16 protein-coding genes, 2 pseudogenes and 1 riboswitch are annotated in these 19,307 nt (G+C 39.0%); of the genes and pseudogenes, 12 read left to right on the plus strand and 6 right to left on the minus strand.

What is annotated here, in order from left to right; genetic code table 11:
* Window positions 1–89 precede the first annotated feature (89 nt).
* On the plus strand, window positions 90–1,142 hold the full coding sequence (locus JCM10596_RS09400; protein WP_025026911.1) for a YheC/YheD family endospore coat-associated protein: 1,053 nt from the start codon (window positions 90–92) through the stop codon (window positions 1,140–1,142).
* Window positions 1,143–1,220: 78 nt separating this feature from the next.
* On the opposite strand, the gene JCM10596_RS31275 is transcribed toward JCM10596_RS09400, so the two are convergent.
* A complete protein-coding gene (locus tag JCM10596_RS31275) occupies window positions 1,221–1,427 on the minus strand; it encodes a CotD family spore coat protein (RefSeq protein ID WP_081791985.1) in 207 nt (68 codons plus the stop codon).
* Window positions 1,428–1,708: 281 nt separating this feature from the next.
* A riboswitch (purine riboswitch) is annotated at window positions 1,709–1,807 on the plus strand.
* 56 nt (window positions 1,808–1,863) lie between these two features.
* On the opposite strand from JCM10596_RS31275, the gene JCM10596_RS09405 reads away from it, so the two are divergent.
* From JCM10596_RS09405 to JCM10596_RS27700, 4 genes and pseudogenes are all read left to right on the plus strand, one after another.
* Complete coding sequence (locus JCM10596_RS09405) at window positions 1,864–3,294, plus strand: NAD(P)/FAD-dependent oxidoreductase (RefSeq protein WP_025026912.1); 1,431 nt, start codon at window positions 1,864–1,866, stop codon at window positions 3,292–3,294.
* Window positions 3,287–3,373 (plus strand): annotated as a pseudogene (locus JCM10596_RS30165) (DUF6501 family protein); the annotation flags it as partial. The gene JCM10596_RS09405 and the pseudogene JCM10596_RS30165, both read left to right, overlap by 8 nt.
* 161 nt (window positions 3,374–3,534) lie before the next feature.
* Complete coding sequence (locus tag JCM10596_RS09410) at window positions 3,535–5,049, plus strand: spore germination protein (RefSeq protein WP_081791986.1); 1,515 nt, start codon at window positions 3,535–3,537, stop codon at window positions 5,047–5,049.
* A gap of 5 nt (window positions 5,050–5,054) precedes the next feature.
* Window positions 5,055–7,265 carry a Ger(x)C family spore germination protein gene (locus JCM10596_RS27700; protein ID WP_025026914.1) on the plus strand — a complete coding sequence of 737 codons (2,211 nt, stop codon included), beginning with the start codon at window positions 5,055–5,057 and terminating at the stop codon, window positions 7,263–7,265.
* Between the two features lie 99 nt (window positions 7,266–7,364).
* Here the strand turns inward: JCM10596_RS27700 and JCM10596_RS09420 are convergent, their stop codons facing one another.
* Window positions 7,365–7,772 (minus strand): VWA-like domain-containing protein, encoded by a 408-nt coding sequence (locus JCM10596_RS09420; protein ID WP_025026915.1) that lies wholly within the window; start codon window positions 7,770–7,772, stop codon window positions 7,365–7,367.
* A gap of 149 nt (window positions 7,773–7,921) precedes the next feature.
* Here JCM10596_RS09420 and rluF point away from each other — a divergent pair, with 149 nt between their 5' ends.
* Window positions 7,922–8,611, plus strand: coding sequence for a 23S rRNA pseudouridine(2604) synthase RluF (gene rluF / locus JCM10596_RS09425; RefSeq protein ID WP_025026916.1), 690 nt, complete (start codon window positions 7,922–7,924; stop codon window positions 8,609–8,611).
* Window positions 8,612–8,718: 107 nt separating this feature from the next.
* Here rluF and JCM10596_RS09430 read toward each other — a convergent pair whose 3' ends face one another.
* Window positions 8,719–9,018, minus strand: coding sequence for a hypothetical protein (locus JCM10596_RS09430; protein WP_025026917.1), 300 nt, complete (start codon window positions 9,016–9,018; stop codon window positions 8,719–8,721).
* 169 nt (window positions 9,019–9,187) lie between these two features.
* Between JCM10596_RS09430 and JCM10596_RS09435 the strand changes: the two genes are divergently transcribed.
* Window positions 9,188–11,098 carry an ABC transporter ATP-binding protein gene (locus JCM10596_RS09435; RefSeq protein ID WP_025026918.1) on the plus strand — a complete coding sequence of 637 codons (1,911 nt, stop codon included), beginning with the start codon at window positions 9,188–9,190 and terminating at the stop codon, window positions 11,096–11,098.
* Between the two features lie 18 nt (window positions 11,099–11,116).
* The gene (locus JCM10596_RS09440) at window positions 11,117–12,847 is read left to right on the plus strand and encodes an ABC-ATPase domain-containing protein (protein ID WP_025026919.1); all 1,731 of its coding nucleotides are present in this window, start codon (window positions 11,117–11,119) and stop codon (window positions 12,845–12,847) included.
* Window positions 12,848–12,981: 134 nt separating this feature from the next.
* On the opposite strand, the gene JCM10596_RS09445 is transcribed toward JCM10596_RS09440, so the two are convergent.
* The gene (locus JCM10596_RS09445; protein ID WP_025026920.1) at window positions 12,982–13,407 is read right to left on the minus strand and encodes a hypothetical protein; all 426 of its coding nucleotides are present in this window, start codon (window positions 13,405–13,407) and stop codon (window positions 12,982–12,984) included.
* Between the two features lie 425 nt (window positions 13,408–13,832).
* Window positions 13,833–15,111 (minus strand): annotated as a pseudogene (locus JCM10596_RS24750) (homocysteine synthase).
* 255 nt (window positions 15,112–15,366) lie between these two features.
* Between JCM10596_RS24750 and JCM10596_RS09455 the strand changes: the two are divergent.
* Entirely contained in the window at window positions 15,367–16,338 is a 972-nt protein-coding gene (locus tag JCM10596_RS09455) for an NAD(P)H-dependent flavin oxidoreductase (RefSeq protein WP_025026921.1), read from the plus strand.
* Window positions 16,339–16,552: 214 nt separating this feature from the next.
* On the opposite strand, the gene JCM10596_RS09460 is transcribed toward JCM10596_RS09455, so the two are convergent.
* The gene (locus JCM10596_RS09460) at window positions 16,553–16,924 is read right to left on the minus strand and encodes a YidH family protein (protein WP_025026922.1); all 372 of its coding nucleotides are present in this window, start codon (window positions 16,922–16,924) and stop codon (window positions 16,553–16,555) included.
* Window positions 16,925–17,086: 162 nt separating this feature from the next.
* On the opposite strand from JCM10596_RS09460, the gene JCM10596_RS09465 reads away from it, so the two are divergent.
* The 3 genes from JCM10596_RS09465 to JCM10596_RS09475 form a co-directional block, all read left to right on the plus strand.
* The gene (locus JCM10596_RS09465; protein WP_025026923.1) at window positions 17,087–17,935 is read left to right on the plus strand and encodes a S1 family peptidase; all 849 of its coding nucleotides are present in this window, start codon (window positions 17,087–17,089) and stop codon (window positions 17,933–17,935) included.
* Between the two features lie 23 nt (window positions 17,936–17,958).
* The gene (locus JCM10596_RS09470; protein ID WP_025026924.1) at window positions 17,959–18,744 is read left to right on the plus strand and encodes an enoyl-CoA hydratase/isomerase family protein; all 786 of its coding nucleotides are present in this window, start codon (window positions 17,959–17,961) and stop codon (window positions 18,742–18,744) included.
* Between the two features lie 120 nt (window positions 18,745–18,864).
* The coding region (locus tag JCM10596_RS09475; protein ID WP_159102338.1) for a squalene/phytoene synthase family protein at window positions 18,865–19,307 on the plus strand (443 nt) is incomplete at its 3' end.

Genomic DNA, 19,307 nt, shown 5'->3' on the forward strand with positions numbered 1-19,307 from the left:
AAAAGAAGGGATGTCACTCGAATGACATTCCTTTTTATTTTTACATATAGTAAAAAGAGATAAATCCATTTTTGGGAGGAAAATCATCGATGAAAAAAAGAATTGGAATTTTATTAGATTATCCTACTTACCGCAAAATTCCAACAAAAAAAAGCTCGTATGAAAAGATTCAATATTATCATTCTGCTGCAAAAAAGCATGATCTCATTCCCCTCTTTATGACTCCTTCCTTAATAAATCCAAAGAAAATGACATGCACAGGGTATGAAAAGCAGCGAAAGAAATATTCGCAAGTGGTTCGTTCTATTCCTAAGGTTATACACAACCGTGCTATGCCTGGTAAAAAGGGTAAGAGAATCCTAAAAAAAATCGAAGCAAGTACTTCGATCTACAATCGATATACTCGATATACCAAGCTCTATATACATCGTATCCTCAACCAATATCGCTCCCTACAGAAGCACTTGCCCGCTACAGAAACCTTCAATAAAAGCCATTTGTCTCAGATGATGAAAAAGCATAAAACCTTATTTATTAAGCCCATAAGCAATAGTGTAGGAAATGGAATTATCAAAATCAGCCGAATAAAACCTGAGAAATGGAAAATGCAGACGAATAAAGGGGTGAGATATGTTGCTAAGGATCAAGTATATCAGCAAATAAAGCTTTCTCAAAAGAAGTCGTCTTATTTGGTTCAAGAAGGTATAGCCTTAGCTACGTATCGAGGAAATCCGTATGATCTTCGAGTATCTGTGCAAAAGAATGGGAAAGGAGAGTGGCAGATAACGGGAATCATTGGGAAAGTGGCAGGAAGAGGAAAGCATGTCACCAATGTAGCCAAGGGTGGGAAAGTAGTAAGGTGCGAACGTCTTTTTGCTCATTCTGGATTTGATGAGCAAAAAATAAGAAAAGAAGTGGAACATCTGGCTTTAGAGGTAGCGAAGACCCTAGATAAGAAGCTAACAAATCTTGCTGATCTGGGACTGGATATAGGGGTAACCCCAGATGGAGATATGTTTTTCATTGAGATGAATGGAAGAGACCAGAGATATAGCTTTAGGAATGGGAGAATGTTAGAAGCGTGGTCTAAAACATATGAAAACCCCATTGATTATGGGCATTATTTATTATGCCAACAGTAATCCAAAAGTAATGAAAAGAGCTTAGCCCGAATTGTGGCTAAGCTCTTTTCAAAAAAGATGGTAATGAGTGAAAGAAAGTTAGTAAACCCTTGAAGGTGGACAAAACGTATGAATGTTTCTCACAGTGGCTACATCTCTTCTCACGTGAGGAAAATAGTGTTTGTGGTTATAGACATAGTTGTGGCGTACGATTGTTTGAGAAGGGTGGATGTGCGGAACGACTCGTGGGCAGCACACATCTTTGACAATCGTTCTAGTTGGATGTACAACGGGGCGACAATACATGGTTCGATTCACTCCTTTCACAACATGGATAATATAAACTATGACAAAATAAGGAGGAATGAGTCATGCATATATCCTGATCAAAATGCCTTATTTCACTTAGGGTAGCTAACGGTTTAATATTCGCATTTATTTATGTTGTTTATAAAAAATAATAAAAATGATAAAATAAAAAGCTTTAAATACGAATATTAAACAAAATTATATTGACATCGTTAGTTATTTTGGCTAAAATCATGGAGGGTAGAGATACTCTAACAATTTGAAGAATAACATATCAATAATAAGGACTAATTAGAATTCGTATATCCTCAAGAATATGGCTGAGGGTTTCTACAAGGAGCCGTAAATTCCTAACTACGAATGGGTTTAACTCTACCCATTGATCGTTAGGGATTTTTTGTTTTGTCATTATTAGCTTGTAGGAGGTTATTTTATGAATAATGTATATGATGTGATTATTGTCGGAGCAGGTCCAGCAGGGATTTTTACAGCGTATGAGCTGAGTATTAAATCTCCGGGTGCCTCTGTATTACTAATAGATAAGGGACACGATATTTATCAACGAAGATGTCCCATTTTAGAAGAAAAAATCAAGCTCTGTCCACCGCCTGCTGGGAAAAAAGAATACGCAGGCTGCTTGCCCGCCTGTTCGATCACCAGCGGATTTGGCGGAGCTGGGGCGTATAGTGATGGGAAATTTAATATTACAACAGAATTTGGCGGTTGGATGACAGATTACTTAAGTCCTTCCGAGGTGATCGAGTTAATTAAGTATGTAGACCAGATTAACTTAAAGCATGGTGCGACAGAGAGTATCACAGATCCAACGACGGAAAAAATAAAAGAGATTGAGCATAGGGGGTATGCAGCAGGTCTTAAGCTTTTACGAGCTCAAGTGCGTCATTTAGGAACAGAGCAAAATCTGCAAATTCTCCAATCTATTTATGAGTATCTAAAATCTCGTATTGATATGCTCTACAAAACAGAGGTAGAGGATGTCATCACTGCAAAAGAAGAAGGGGAACATGTAGTCAAGGGAATCGTCTTAAAAAATGGGGAAAGCTACTATAGCGATCATGTTGTTATTGTTCCAGGAAGAGATGGCTCTGCTTGGTTTTCTGATCTATTGAAGAAAAGAAAGCTTAGCATGTATAATAATCAAGTAGATGTTGGAGTGAGAGTAGAAACCTCTGATGTGGTCATGAGAGAAATCAATGAGCACCTTTATGAAGGGAAATTTATCTTTAACACTTCTGTTGGGACACAAGTGCGCACCTTCTGTAGCAACCCTTCTGGACATGTGGTCGTAGAAAACCATAGCGGTGTTATGGCAGCCAATGGTCATTCCTACAAAGATCCGCAATTAGGCTCACCTAATACTAACTTTGCTCTTTTAGTTTCGCATAAATTTACAGATCCTTTTGACAAGCCCAATGAATATGCCAGAGAAATCTGTAAGCGGGCTAACGATCTTTCCAATGGTGGGGTGATTGTACAGAAATACGGGGATATTCTAAAAGGAAGACGTTCTACCGAAAACCGTATCAAGGAAGGCTTCTTAGAGCCTACGCTGAAAGAAGCAGTTCCTGGTGATTTAGGCTTGGTTCTTCCCTATAACACAATGAAAAGCTTAATTGAGATGGTCGAAGCCCTTGATAAAGTAACTCCTGGAATTGCTTCAGAGCATACATTGTTTTATGGAGTGGAAGCTAAATTCTATTCAGCAAGACCTAAGCTAACCAAAGAATTCGAAACGGAAATTAAGGGGTTGTACTGTGGGGGAGATGGTGCGGGTATTACAAGGGGGCTTGCACAGGCGGGAGCAGCCGGTGTCTGGATCGCGAGAAATATCATGAAAAAATGAAACAGAAGAGTTTTATTTTCTGATTGATAACTCTGGTAAAGTAGGCGGGTACTATAAAGCTTACTTTGAAGAAGTATAATTTGAAGAAGTACAATAGAAAATAAAATCTTCTTAACACGAAATCCTTATTCGTATCCACTGGGCGATACGAATAAGGATTTTTTTTGTATATTTTTTGCCAATCATTGCAAAATAAGAAGTAATCAATCTACTGTATTTAAAGAGAAGAGGTTTTCAATCATGCTATGGGAATCTTTTAAAAGAATCTTGAGAAAAACAGTGAAAACAGACGGACCTGATCAAGACATTATCTTTCCTGAAAGTAAAGGGAAAGTAACGAAGGAAGAGATTCAAAAGCAGTTGAAAGACGTGGATGATGCGATTATTAAGAACCTTGTCGTCAATGGTGAACCAGTGACCTTGATTTACCTCAATTCTCTTGTGGATACGAAATCATTACAGAGCTTTGTTCTGACTCCCCTTGAGGAACTAGAGAAACAAAAAGATAAAAAACCAGAGGAGTTCCTTAGAAATGCAAATCAGCTTCAAGAGGATGAGCTACCCAAACTCCTCCATGAAGTGATGAGCGGTTTCTCTGTTCTACTCTTTGAAAAAAGAAATCTTATTTTAATAATCAATACGTTTTCTGGCGAAACGCGTGCTGTTACCACTTCAGAATCGGAAACAACTGTTTTAGGTCCTCAAGATTCATTCACAGAATCCATTGAAACCAACGTGTCATTGATTAAGAGGAGAGTAAGAACCCCTAACTTAAAAACCAAGGTACTTTTGTTAGGAACAGAAACACAAAATACTGTAGCTGTGCTTTATATGGGGAACATCGCTAATCAAGAAAATATAGATCGAGTCATGTATCGCCTCAAAAATATAGAGGTTCAAGGTTTTATTGGTTTACCGGTATTACAGCAAATGCTTGAGGATAAGCCGTTTTCCCCATTTCCACAATTCGGCATGACAGTCAGACCTGATAATGCAATTGCCGCTTTATTAGATGGGAGGATCGGAATCTTTTTAAATGGAAGTCCTGAAATGGCCATTTTGCCTACTTCTTTTTTTGAGCTTTTTTCCAGTCCAGAGGATTTCTATAATCGTTGGACTACAGCTTCCTTATTAAGAAGTATTCGTTTAATTGGATTTTTTATTTCTATTCTCCTGACTTCAACCTATGTATCCGTTTTGACCTTTCACCCAGAGATGCTTCCTCCCCAGCTGTTGATCATTCTTGCTGAATCGCGTGCTCAGGTTCCCTTCCCGCCTGTTATTGAAGCTTTAATCATTGAGCTTGTTATAGAAGTCTTGCGAGAAGCCGGAGCCCGAATGCCGACCAAGATCGGTCAGACCATTGGTATTGTAGGAGGGATTGTGATTGGGACAGCGGCAGTAGAAGCAGGCTTAGCCAGCAATATTCTAATCGTGCTGGTGGCGATTAGTGCCCTGTTGTCTTTTATGCCACCTAACTATTTAATGAGTAATTCAATTCGTTTTGTGCGTTATGTTTTTATCATTGGGGCAGGGATGATGGGGATGTTTGGACAGATGCTTCTTCTGGCTTATTGGTTTAATCATTTGTTAAATTTAACTTCTCTGGGCAATCCCTATATGACCCCTGTATGGCCTAGAAGATGGACAGACCTATTAGATAGTGTCGTCCGGGCGCCCATTACCTTCTTTAGTGTAAGAAGAGGAATGTCCCGCGCTAAGAAACAACAAACAAGACCATTGGATGAGGAGTAATTGGAATGGATAAAGGGAGGTTAAAAAAGCTTAAAACATATCATGTCATCTTTTTAGTGCAGAATTCTATGATTGGTCTAGGTTTACTCTCACTCGTCAATGATTTAAGCCCCTTAGGAAATAACCAATGGATAGCCCCTTTGCTTCTTGGTGTCATTGCCAGTATATTATTGTATCCTATGGTACAGCTATGCAGGAAATTTCCTGACGATTCATTGTTTGTTATTCATGAAAGAGTTTTAGGGAAATGGCTGGGGAAAATCATGAATGCCTTATTTACAATTTATGCTATAACTTCAGTCGCATCTGTTTTTGAAGGATATCTTCGATTGATACAAGTGGTGACATTACCTGATCACACGATTCTCCCTGGGAGTATCTATTCATTTATTGTGCTTGTTCTTATTGTCTATGGAGGCATCAAATCAGTAGCGAGATTCAATATGCTTTCGTTCTTTTTTACTGGATGGATGGTTGTTTTTCTGGTTTGGCCCTTTTCCAAGGGGTACTTCATAGACGCTCTACCTCGATTTGACACAAGCTATACAGAGTGGGGGGAAGCTTTGTTTTTGGGAGGACATTCCATGCTTGGATTTGAATTAATCATGATTTATTTTCCATACATCTATAATCAACAGAAGGCATATCGCGATTCGGTGATAGGAGTTTGGATTACCGTTATGTTTTATGTCCTAGTCAGCTTTACGAGTGTCATGTATTTTTCCACATGGCAAATGGAGCATTTGTTATACCCCCTTTTGAATATTTATCAGTCGGTTCAGCTTGCGTTTATTGAAAGGATTGAAACCTTTGGACTGACACTGTGGATCTTTCTTATTATGTCAACCACCTCTGTGTATCTTTGGGCAGCCAAGCGTGGACTAGATAGCTTGCTTTCTAATCACAAAAATCGAACCTGGCATCTTTATTTTTTAGCTATTGTTGCTCTTCTTGTCTTTCTAGGACCGATTCCTCGTACGATTCAGACAAAGATTTTTGATGAATGGTCTGTTTATACTGGGTATGGCTTTCTTGTCTGGCCTATTATTCTCCTACTCATCTATAAAATAAGAAAGAAATGGGCAAAACCAAAAGGATTGGGCAGAAAAACAGCAGGCTTCCTCGTTCTCCTGCTCTTCTTGTCAGGTTGTGCGATTATTGATACAGAAAGACCTAGCCTAGAGGATTATGGTTTTGTTGAGGTGATGGGTTTTGATCTGGCTGATGAAGACCAAATCCGAATAACCTATACCTTACCACAACCCAATCCCAAAGCCGAATCCCATACTCAGATTTTCAGCATGAATGCAAAATTAGCCCATGAAGGAATCATGAAATTCTCAGCTCAATCAGAGAAGCTGATGACGACCTCTCAGTTGAGAGTCATCTTGTTTAGTGAGGAATTAGCTAGAAAAAGAGGGGTGAAAGAAATTATATTTACCCTCTATCGTGATGCGCAAATCGGTCCCAACATTAGAATAGCCGTAGTTAAGGGGAATGAGGTAGAGAAGATTCTAAGAAAGAAATTTAAGGATAAACCTGATGTGAGCTCCTATATCCCAGAATTATTGAAGCCGAGGGAGGGAATTGCCTTTAACCCATTTACCAGTGTCCACGACTTCGTCTATCGTTTAACGGACAATGTATCTGATCCTTCTGTCCCCTATATTGAAGAAAGAGGGGACTCTATAGAGATTACGAAGGTGGCTCTATTTAAGGAGGCGATGATGGTATCAACAGTGGTTCCAGAAGAAGCTAAAATTCTCGAGGCTCTCAAGAAAAAAAAGAAGCTACCTGATATGGAGATTGAGGTCAATGAAGCAATCGGTGGTAAAAAGGAAACGAAGATAGCGATTCTAAAATTTGTTGAGTCCAAATTTAATGTAGATGTTAATCAGGATTCGGAAAAACTGAACCTGCATGTTAGCTTATATGTTCGAGGTGTGGTGGTTGATTATAATGGGGAAGCAAACTTAGGTCTTGAAGAAGGGAGAAAGCAGCTAGAAAAAGAAATAGAAGAAGCTGTAGATAAAAAATTAATTCAGCTCCTACATGAATTTCAAGAGAAAGAGATTGATCCTATTGGTCTTGGGAGACATGCGAGAGCAAAAAGCAAAGGAGAATGGACAAAAGAGATGTGGATCAATAAGTTTAAAAAAGCAGAGGTTTCATCTCACGTTAAAGCAACCATCATTTCTACGGGAACATTAAAGTAAGGAAGGATTATACAGACAGAGTGCAGGAGAAGGAACTTATCCTTTCTGCACTCCGTCTGAGAAAGCATATGCTTAGGTTAATTGTAACAGATAAATGAATTAAGCGACGGTAATGGCTTTGCCAAAGGGGACTCGTGGAAGGAAATCATCAGGAACCAGCCAAAACACTTCAAAGTCGACATGAAGCTCCTCATAATAATATCCCGTTACGTCTGTAATATAAAACAAGGCATCGATCTTTTCTTTTTCTGCCCACTCTAATACTTCGGTATAGGATGATTTACCATGAGTGAAGTATTTGATCTCTGTTTCTTGAATAGGGTGAATGCTGCGAATCTTATAATCCGCTTGAACCAGCTGCGTATCTGGTTTGATTTCCCCGAAGAACTTGACAATATTGGATATTAGCATTGTTCTTGTCTGATTCGTTGATGTGTCGATGGCGAGTGCAATTGATTTGTCTTGCCTGCTTTTCAGCATTTTTAACAATGACCATTGCCATTTCATGTACCATCACTCCTTCTTGGATTAGAGGGACACCTTTATTTTGCACACTCCCTTTGAAATTATTTATCCCGTTCTAACCATCATAAGAAGCATTTACCGCTCTTTTTTGATACAATAGATAACAGTTTTAACGGAAGAAGGGAAGAAACATGAGACTTAATAAATATATCAGTGAAACAGGGGTTTGCTCACGGCGCGAAGCGGATAAATGGATTGAAGCAAAACGTGTGAAGATTAATGGTCAGCTTGCCGGTCTAGGGAGTACAGTAGAAGAGGGGGATCTTGTTTCGATCGATGGGAAGCCTCTAGGAAAGAAAAAAGAAGCGGTCTATATTGCCCTGAATAAACCTGTAGGGATTACTTCAACAACAGAAAAACACGTGAAGGGTAATATCGTTGATTTTGTCAATCATCCCGAGCGGATTTTTCCTATAGGCAGGCTAGATAAAGATTCCGAGGGACTCATACTCTTGACCAATAATGGGGATATTGTGAATAAGATTCTTAGAGCAGAGAATAATCATGAAAAAGAATATATTGTAACCGTTGATAAACCTTTTGACGAGCATTTTATAAAAGGAATGGCAAGTGGAGTTCGAATTCTCGGAACGATCACAAAGCGCTGTCAGGTGACCAGAATCAAAGATAGGGTGTTTCGGATTATCTTAACACAAGGGTTAAACAGACAAATCAGACGGATGTGTGAAGTGTTTGGTTATCGAGTGGTTCGACTCCAGCGAATTCGCATTATGAATATTAAACTAGATCATTTAAAGGTTGGACACTGGAGAAAGCTCACTTCTAAAGAGCTGAAGGAACTTACAACCTTGATTGAATAGAGCGTATCAAACAATGAAACCCCGCGTCACTATTTTTAAAAGTGAAGGCGGGGTTTTGGGGCTTCAATGATGTTAGATTTTTCCCTCTATGTAAGAAGCTGTTCTCATCATTCAGGGCAAGTATGGGGCTCTTCAATAATCATCATTTTGCATTCTGGACATACAAAACCTTGATCAATGGTTTTTTCAAGGTTTTTATGGTTTTCACTGAGTCTTTTCTCAATCGCTTCATCTTGGAATTGTTCTTCCGTTAGGCGGTCATAGCAAGGGTAGCACACATGGTAAAAATCTTTCTTTTCTTCACTTACTTTGATATCAAAGCTTTCTAACTCGAAAGCACTAAATTTACTAGGGTTCTTAGCTCCGCAAACTTCACATTGAGCTGTTTTTACTGTATGTTCACTCATTCTTTTAACTCCTTTAAGCTATTTTCTGTTCATTATAACAAAAAAGCAACCAAAAAACATGCTTGTCACTAAATCTTTCATTTTTTAGAGGTAGACGGTATACTAACAAAAAGAATAGAATCGTAGGGGTAAAGCCCAACAAAGCGAACGATGAAGGGAATATTTCTAGATGAATATATTGACATTAGAAGCCATATCCAAGTCTTATGGAATGAAACCGTTATTTAAGGAAATTAACTTTAGTGTTCACGAAGGAGATAAAATAGGGTTAATTGGAGTGAATGGAACAGGAAAATCAACCCTGCTTCAAGTGATTGCTGGACTGATTCCGCCAGATGCTGGTCAAATCATGAAATCCAATCAGCTTGTTCTTGAGTATCTTCCGCAAAATCCAGAATTTAATACCTCGATCAATGTATTAGACTATGTTTACTATGGTGATTCAGCCATAGCCAAAACCGTTCATGAGTATGAAAAAAACCTCCAACTACTAGAAGCGAACCAAGAAAATGAACAGCTTCAAAAGAAACTACAGGAATGCATTGCTAAGATGGACCAAATCGACGCTTGGGAATGGGAAACGCAAGCAAAATCCATTCTTACCAAATTAAATATTTCCCAGTTTTCTAAATCTGTCCAAGAGCTTTCTGGAGGACAGAAAAAAAGAGTGGCTCTTGCTCGAACATTAATCCATGCTGCTGACCTGCTTATTCTAGATGAACCAACCAACCATATTGATCACCACACGGTCGAATGGCTAGAGGAGTATTTGGCACGATTTAAGGGAGCACTAATCCTAATTACACATGATCGATACTTTTTGGATCGAGTTGTGAATCGGATTGTTGAATTGGATCAAGGGTATCTCTATAGCTATAAGGGGAATTATTCCTATTTTTTAGAGCAGAAAGCAAATAGGATTGAGCAACTGGCGGCAACAGAGGACAAAAGGCAAAATTTATTGCGACGAGAGCTGGCTTGGCTGCGCCGTGGTGCCAAAGCAAGGACAACCAAGCAGAAAGCTCGGATTGATCGTATTCGAGATATTCAAGCAAAAGAGATTGACCTAAAGGAGGAACAATTAGATTTTAGCGCTCTTGGGAGCAGTCGGCTAGGGAAAAAAGTATTAGAAATGGAAGGCTTGTCTAAAGAGCTGAATGGGAACGTGTTGTTTAAGGATTTTAGCTATATTGTTGTACCAGGAGATCGGATTGGAATTATAGGAAAGAATGGAAGTGGAAAGTCCACCCTATTAAACATTCTAGCAGGCAAGCTAGAGCCAGATAAAGGTCAAGTCCAACGCGGGGAAACGGTTCGCTTATCCTACTATGATCAAGAAAGTATGAATTTGGACCTGGGAATGAAGGTCATTGAGTACATTAAGGAAGGAGCAGAAGTCATCTATGGGGCAGATGGTTCGATCCTAACTGCTTCTCAGATGCTTGAACGCTTTCTATTCCCGCCCACCATTCAATGGAGTACCATTTCAACCCTTTCTGGTGGAGAAAAAAGAAGATTGTACTTGCTTCGCAAGCTAATGGAAGCACCTAATGTCCTTCTTCTAGATGAACCAACCAACGATTTAGATATACAAACCCTGACCATTCTAGAAGACTATTTGGATCATTTTGCAGGATCGGTGATTATTGTTTCACATGATCGTTATTTTCTGGATCAGACCGTTGACCACTTATTCTGCTTTGAAGAAGATGGCACCCTCTCACATTTTATGGGCAATTATAGTGAGTATTTAGCCCTGAAAAAAGAAGAAGATCAGAGAGTGAAAGCGGAAAAAGCTGAGGAAAAAAGCCAGTCGGTAAAACCGATCGAGAAAAACAGTCAGCAAGCGAAACCTAGGAAGCTTTCATTTAAAGAACAAAAGGAATTTGAACAGATAGAAGATAAAATTTTTGCTCTAGAACAGCGTAATGAAGAGCTTACTGAACAGATTGAGCAAGCAGGGAGCGACTACACTGCCTTACAGCAATTCACGGAGGAACAGAATAAAGTACAGGGTGAACTAGAGCAGTTAGTGGAGCGCTGGGCAGAATTATCCAGTATAGCTGAGGGAAATAGCTAGAAAGGGATGAACCTTCACATGTCTACACAAGAGTTAAGTTATCAATTACTCAAGCTTGAAGGCAAAGGCTATAAAGCATACAAAGATATTCAAGGATCTTATCAAGGGGAAGGGTATCAGCTCTTTGTAGATTATGTACAAGGAGATCCCTTCGCCAGTCCTTCACGTATCAGAATGAAAATTCCACAAGAAAAGGCAAAGTACCCTAAGGAATGGTTTGAAAGTTCATGGAGGAAAACAGCTCTTGAAGATTATGTTACTAGACAAATTGCCACGAACATTCGTCACCTAGATAAGCAGAAAAAAGGAAGTGGTACAGGAAAAAGCGGGTTAATTCATATGGATACACCTGGTCAAGAGGTGCTACCTAGAACTTCTGTTTTGATCAATGAAATCGAGCTTGATGTAAGGATGTCCATTGGTCTGCCAGCAGCTGGCAGGAGAATATTAGGGAAAATGGCAGAGGATTTATTATGTAGACAGGTTCCAGCCTTAATTGAAAGGGCGATTTTTAACCTAGATAGAGAAAAGCTATTTAGACATTTGCAGCTAGCGGATCAACAGGTGACTATACGGTCTTATTTAAAGGAAAAAGGGTTTGTTAGCTTTATAGCGAATGGCTCTATTTTACCAAGAGAAAGCGGAGTTAGTAATCGACCTTTACGCACATCTCAAGTAGTGCCTTTTCAAGCTCCTAAGTCACTGGAAATTGAAATCCCTGTTCCTCACACTGAACCTATCCGAGGAATGGGCATAGCGCAGGGGATTACTCTCATTGTCGGAGGAGGTTATCATGGAAAAAGTACGCTGTTAAAAGGGATAGAGAGAGGAGTATATAATCATATCCCAGGTGATGGGCGTGAGTACGTAATAACAGATGATTCTGCTTTCAAAATTAGAGCAGAGGATGGAAGACGTGTAGAAAAGGTAAACATTTCACCGTTCATTTCAAACTTACCTTTTAAGCAAGATACCTCCCGATTTTCGACAGAGGATGCAAGCGGTAGTACATCTCAAGCGGCAAATATTATGGAGGCATTGGAGATAGAGTCTAAGGTTTTACTCATAGATGAAGATACGAGTGCAACTAATTTTATGATTCGGGATGAAAGAATGAGGAAGCTTGTTGCAAAGGAAAAAGAACCCATTACTCCTTTTATAGATAGGGTAAGGGAATTATATGATAGGCATGGGGTTTCATCCGTTTTGGTTATTGGGGGAACAGGTGCTTATTTTGATGTGGCTGACCATGTGATCATGCTTGATGAATATGTCCCTTGTGATGTAACGGAAAAAGCGAAGGAAATAGCAGAAGAGAGTACTTCTGCCGAAAGTGAGATGAAAGAGGACAGTCACATATCGCCTGATGAATCCATGATCGTGACCAAACGAGTTCCTCTACATCATAGCTTTCAAGCATCAAGAGGTAATAAAGAAAAAGTGGATGTGAAGAGATTGACAACAATTTTGTATGGTGTACATGAGATAGACTTAACGTATATAGAGCAATTGGTCGATCCATCGCAAACTAGAGCGATTGCCGATATGATGAGATATATTTCAAAGAAGTGGGTAGATGGAGAAAGATCGCTAGTAGAAATCATAGAGGGATTATACTTGCATATAGAGAAGAAGGGCTTAGATTGTATATCGCCCTATTATGGTAAGCATCCTGGTGATTTAGCTTTACCTCGGAAATATGAACTAGCTGCTGCAATGAATCGTTTGAGGACGTTGAAAGTGAAATAACATAATTATAGAAATGATAAAAAGGTCTCCACATAAGTAAAGGGTAGTCTTGGTAAGGATCTTTTACTATGATAGGAGCCTTTTTTCAAAATATTTTTCTATTGACTTCTATAGTGTGTAGATGCAGAAACACATTATTCGGAGGCTTCGGAAGCTCTCTTGACTATCGTTACGTTAAATGCTTCAAGCTGGTATTTTCCAGCTATAATATATTTGAATTCTACTATGCTGTCTACTTCAATGTCTGTTGGGTCAATCTCTGTCCCGTTTTCATCGTAGATTTTTGTATTATCGGTAATTTCTAAGGGTTTTTCTCTTACAGCACTATGGGTTCTATTGTATGTATCGAATTCCTTCCCCTCTGGTTTAAATCCATGTAAAGAGAGTGTATATCTAGCTTTGCTTTTGTTGGGTAGAACATTTCCATCTTTAGGTGTTACAAAAACAACTTTACCTGAACCTTGATAGAGATCGTCTTCTTCATAGTTGATGTTATTGTTATTACATCCAGCAATAAAAAATAATAATAAAAGTAGGAGCATATAATGTTGTTTATACATTTCCTTTCCTCCATTTCTACTATGCCCAGAATTTTACAAAAAACTCACTAATGGTTCTTCATAAAGATAGGGTGAAAGAAAGATCTTTCACCCAGTTATGTTTAATAAGTTACATAGTAAGAATGTTTTGTGTCATTGTCGTAGTGATAAAAGATTCTAGAGCTATGATCTGTTGAGTAGACTATGGTGTTTAAGTCACTATACTCTGTCTTGACTGAACTTGAGAATGTAATCTTCCATGAACAATGGTAATTATTTGGAATAGATTTGTAAAGAGTTTTTTTTGACTTGTTTTGTCGAACATCTTTTTTTCACTTACACCTCATATATTTCTGAATAAATGAAAAAAGTGTAGAAAGAATTCTGTCTTGAAGGACAAAACAACTCCCTACACTACTATTCTACTTTATATCATCGTGTGATCTCTACGCTTTTAACGCTTGGTCTAAATCATAGAGGATGTCATCGATGGTTTCAATACCCACGGACAAGCGAATCATTTCAGGAGATACTCCTGCCTTGATTTGCTCTTCTTCTGTCAGCTGTTGGTGAGTCGTACTTGCAGGATGGATGATCAATGATTTGGCGTCGCTACATTAGCTAGATGTGAAAATAGCTTGACTTGATCAATCACTTTTTGACCGGCGGCACTTCCACCTTTGACTCCAAAGGTTAAAATGGCTCCAGATCCTTTTGCTAAATACTTTTGGGCAAGACCATGGTAAGGGCTTGATTCTAGACCAGGATAGCTGACCCACTCTACCTGAGGATGCTCAGCTAGAAACTGAGCTACTTTCAATGCATTAGAACTATGTCTTTCCATGCGTAATGCCAATGTTTCAACTCCTTGGATAAAAAGGAAGGAGTTAAATGGTGAAATAGCAGAACCTAAATCACGCAATAATTGAACTCTTGCTTTTATAATGTAAGCCATTGGACCAACCGCTTCGGTATATACAAGCCCGTGATAGCTTGGATCTGGCTCAGTTAATCCAGGGAATTTTCCATTTCTCCAGTCAAACTTACCAGAATCAACGATGACCCCACCAATCGATGTTCCGTGCCCACCAATAAATTTCGTGGCTGAATGGATTACGACATCAGCTCCAAAATCGAATGGACGGCAGAGATATGGAGTAGCAAATGTATTGTCCACAATGAGTGGTACGCCTGCTTCATGAGCAACGTCTGCAATAGCTGAAATATCGGCGACATTGATCTTCGGATTTCCGATAGTTTCGATAAATACGGCTTTGGTTTTTTCATTGATGGCTTGTCGTATAGATCCATATTTTCTACATCGACAAAGCGAACGTGAATCCCCAATTTAGGTAGAGTAATCGCAAATAGGTTATATGTACCCCCATACAGTGAGCTAGAGGCAACAATTTCATCTCCTGCAGAAGCAATGTTTAGAATGGAGTAGGTAATCGCAGCTTGACCAGAGGATACCGCTAAAGCCCCGATTCCACCTTCTAAGGAAGCAATGGTTTGTTCAAAGGCATCTTGAGTAGGATTCATGATGCGAGTGTAAATATTTCCAAATTCCTTTAATGCAAACAAATTGGCTGCGTGCTCTGTATCTTTGAATTGGAAAGAACTCGTTTGGTAGATAGGGACCGCTCGTGCGCCTGTAGTAGGATCAGCTTTTTGCCCCGCATGTAATGATAAGGTTTCAAATCCGTATTGACGTTCTTCGCTCATTGTTCAATCTCCTTTCGATATTCCATATTTATACATAAGGTTTTTCAGTAAAAATTTTAGAAAATTCTAATAAGAGTAAATTCATATCGATTATATGGGTTTATATTCTCTCTGTCAATAAACAAGGAATTTGTGATGTAGATCACATCATATTTTGTTCATTAGTGATAACATGCTGTTCAAGTGTACATAGGGTTGTACACAAGAATGATGAAACGACATATCGAAATGATGGATAAAACAGGAGGGAATAAAATGAAGGTTCCACAACTTCAAATTGCACATATGAAACCAAAAGTACCCATTATTCAAGGGGGCATGGGAGTTAAGATTTCGTTAAGTGGTCTAGCTTCGGCTGTTGCTAATGCAGGGGGAATTGGCATCATTTCAGGAACAGGGATTTCTATTGAGGAATTGAAGACACACATCCGACGAGCCAGAGAGTTAACGAAGGGTGTAGGATATATTGGAGTAAATGTACTTTATGCCATGACAGATTTTGCTGAAACAATAAAAACAGCAATGAAAGAGAAAGTGGATTTTATTATCTCAGGAGCAGGGATTTCAAGAGATATGTATAGTTGGGGGAAGGAATATGATGTCCCTGTCATTTCTATTGTTTCATCAGCTAAGCTGGCTAAGATGTCGCAAAGGCTAGGAGCGGCTGCCGTTGTGGTCGAAGGCTTTGAGGCAGGAGGGCATCTGGGGACAGATCGTCCTTTGTTTGATATTTTACCCGAGGTGGTTGAGAGTGTAGACATCCCAGTCATTGCTGCCGGAGGTATTTTACATGGTGATGATGTGGCGAAAGCTATTCAAATGGGTGCTTCCGGTGTGCAGATGGGGACTCGATTTGTAGCAAGCGTGGAATGCGACGCGCCACAAAACTTCAAGGAAAAATACGTATCATGTCAAGAAGGGGATACAGTATTGATCAAAACAACTGTAGGTCTTCAAGGTAGAGCGATACAAAATAGCTTTACTTCAAGACTGCTGGAAAGTAAAAAGTTGAAAATTGAAAAATGTATTTCCTGCCTCAAGCATTGTTCCTACCAGTTCTGTACCTTGGATTCATTAATTAAACCAGTCACTGGAGATGTCGATAATGGGATTGTTTTCGCTGGATCAAGAGTCCACGAGATCAAAGACATTCTAAGCGTACAAGAAATCATAGACAGAATCATGAAGGAATATTCTCAATCCGTGCAAGCTGAACCCTCCGTATAACGTAGACTTCCATCAGTTGGAGTTTTTACTCCAGCTGATGATTAGAACGTGATAAATTAAGTTGATTAAAAAGAACCTTAGCTACTAGTTCTGATACGCTTCCCTTGTGGTAGACAGTGTAAATAATATGACTGTATGCCGCATGGAGAAGATATCATTCCTCGCTAAGGTTCTTTATATTCTAATACCAATCTTCTATTGGTCGTTTCATTATTTAAAAGAAAACAAGAAAATAAACACCAAATAATAGTGTGATTAAAATAGAAAGAAGAGAAAAGAAAAAAATGAAGTTTTTTGGAGATCTAAAGGTTTGTGAGTTGATGTTTTTTCTTTTTTGTACATAGCTTACGGTGGCAAAAATGATTGTAAAAATACCTAATAATACGGATGAGCCACCAATCAGCTTAAAAAATAGAGCAGTAGTTTCAAAGCGGAGTGAAGGTGTAGCGAAGTGAAGATTAGATACTAAAAATCCTATTCCAATAAATGCAAGGGCTGTTCTGATCCAGGCTAGGTATGTTCTTTCATTAGCGAGATGCTGTTGAATATATTTTGAATCGAGTGTTTTTGTTGCAGGGTTTTCCATTATCTAAAAATCCTTTCTAAAAATTGTCGATAATGTCATTATACCTTATAACATGATGAGGTTCTAATAAGTCCATTTCAAACCCTAATAGAATGACTCTGTCCCTGGGTAGAAAAAAATGGTATTATAAGAATTATACTGTGGAAAGTAAGGGAATGGAGAATGAAAGAAAAAGAGAAAGAAATAGAGATAGGGAAAAACCAAACGGAATGGGAGCAAGAAGATGCCATAGAGGAACGTAATACGGGGGATGAATATGAGTTTCTTGAGGACTTCGAAGATGAAGAAGAACTAGATCTTACTCCTTCCCCCTACAAAAAGTGGATGATTCGAATCCTGGCATTTATTGTTTCTGTTGCTTTGATTGTCAATGTTCTAGCCTTTTTGCCAACAGTGATCAATATTCCGGCTTTACAATTTCTCAAGACCTCCAATATGCTTTCTAAACAAGAAGCGATCCAAGAGTATAAGCAGGCGGTTGTGATTGTGGAAACGAATGACAGCAAAGGAACAGGGTTTAATATTTCTCCTGAAGGATTGATTGTGACGAATCATCACGTCATTCAGAATCACTCGAGTGTCATTGTTCGCTTCCCTGATGGTAGCGCTTACAGATCTGAACCAATAGCCAGTCATGAGGAATATGATGTAGCGATATTACAGGTGCAGACTGAAACCGACGAACTGCCTGTACTAAAGCTAAAAGAACAATACCTATTTACTGATTCTGAGCCAATTTATTTTATAGGCAATCCGTTATCGTTTTCACAGATTGCGAATGAGGGAACCATTGTCGAGCAAGTACATATCTCTGAGCAAGAGAAAAGCGTATTGATCATTGATGCCAATGTGTATAGAGGGAATAGCGGGAGTCCCGTGATCGATCATGAAGGAGAGGTTATAGGTGTCGTCTATGCTATGAGTGAATACACGGTTGATCATGAAAAAAAGAAAGTGGGCTTAGCGGTTCCTGTAGCTTATGTGCATGAGGTACTGGGAAAAAAGAATTGAAAATGTTAAGGGGGAAGGAAAAGATGTTTAGTACTATTCAGTATGAGGTAAGAGATCAGGTGGCATGGATCGTGTTGAATCGTCCAGAGGTGCTAAATGCTTTCAATCAACAAATGCATGAAGACTTTTATCAGTGTTTAGAAAAAGCAAACAATGCCAAAGAAGTTCGAAGTATAGTCATCACTGGAAATGGCAAAGGTTTTAGTGTAGGGGCTGATTTAGGTGCGGTATCCTCCAATTCTGGAGAGGCGATTGATTATGGAGATATCCTAAGAAAAACGTATAATCGTACAATTCAATATATGTCCGAACTGAAGAAGCCGACGATTTCAAGCATTAATGGAGCTGCTTTTGGGGCAGGGTTAGGCATTGCCCTAGCTACAGATTTTCGTCTTGCTTCTGTTCATTCCACCTATTGTTTAGCCTTTATTAAAATCGGGTTGATGCCTGATGCGGGGACATCCTATTTTCTGCCTAGAATCATCGGTTTATCTCGGGCTATGGAGCTAGCAGCTTCGGGGCGTACTGTAGAAGCGCAAGAGGCTTATCAGATAGGAATGATCAACAGAATAATAGAACATGACGATTTGCAAAAGCAAACTGAAAAAATGGCCATCGAATTGGCAAATATGCCTACAAAAGCATTTGGCGTTTTAAAGCAGTCAATGCTAGCAAGCTTTGAAAATACGCTTCCGACTCAGTTAGAGCAAGAGGCAAATGGGCAATCCATTCTAGGTAAAAGCAGGGATCATCTAGAAGGAGTGCAAGCCTTTTTCCAAAAAAGAAAAGCAACCTTCAAAGGTGAATAAAGGACATTTCTTTACTAAAACAAAATAAGTTTGTTATAATATAAATTCGATATCATAAAGATAATCATATAGAAGAATGAATACTGGGAAGTGCGGAATTTTACAGGGGGGACTAACATAATGATGACTAACAATCTTGCTGATCTACAAAAGGAAGCGATGGAAATGCTCTTAGCTACGAGCAGAACGTTCTTTATTCCTATTAGTCATTTATCACAGGGAGTACAAGAAGCGGTCGCATCAGCTTATCTTTGTATGAGAGCCATTGATGAGATAGAAGATCACCCTCATCTTCCGTCTGATAAAAAAGCTTTTTTATTGCGTGAAATTGCCAAGATTCTACCTAACGGTTTTGAGGAGGCAGACTTCAATACACTTTTTCAAGAATATACAGATATTCTTCCTGAAGTAACCTTAAGGCTTAGTGATTGGGCGAAATTATGCCCTGAAACTATTGCACCTACAGTGTATCAATCAACATCTGTCATGGCGAATGGGATGGCTGATTGGGTTGAAAAGAATTGGCAGATAGAAAACGAAGCGGATTTAGATAGCTATACATA

This window comes from Caldalkalibacillus mannanilyticus JCM 10596, assembly GCF_000615945.1.
In the GTDB taxonomy this organism is placed as follows: domain Bacteria; phylum Bacillota; class Bacilli; order Caldalkalibacillales; family JCM-10596; genus Bacillus_AT; species Bacillus_AT mannanilyticus.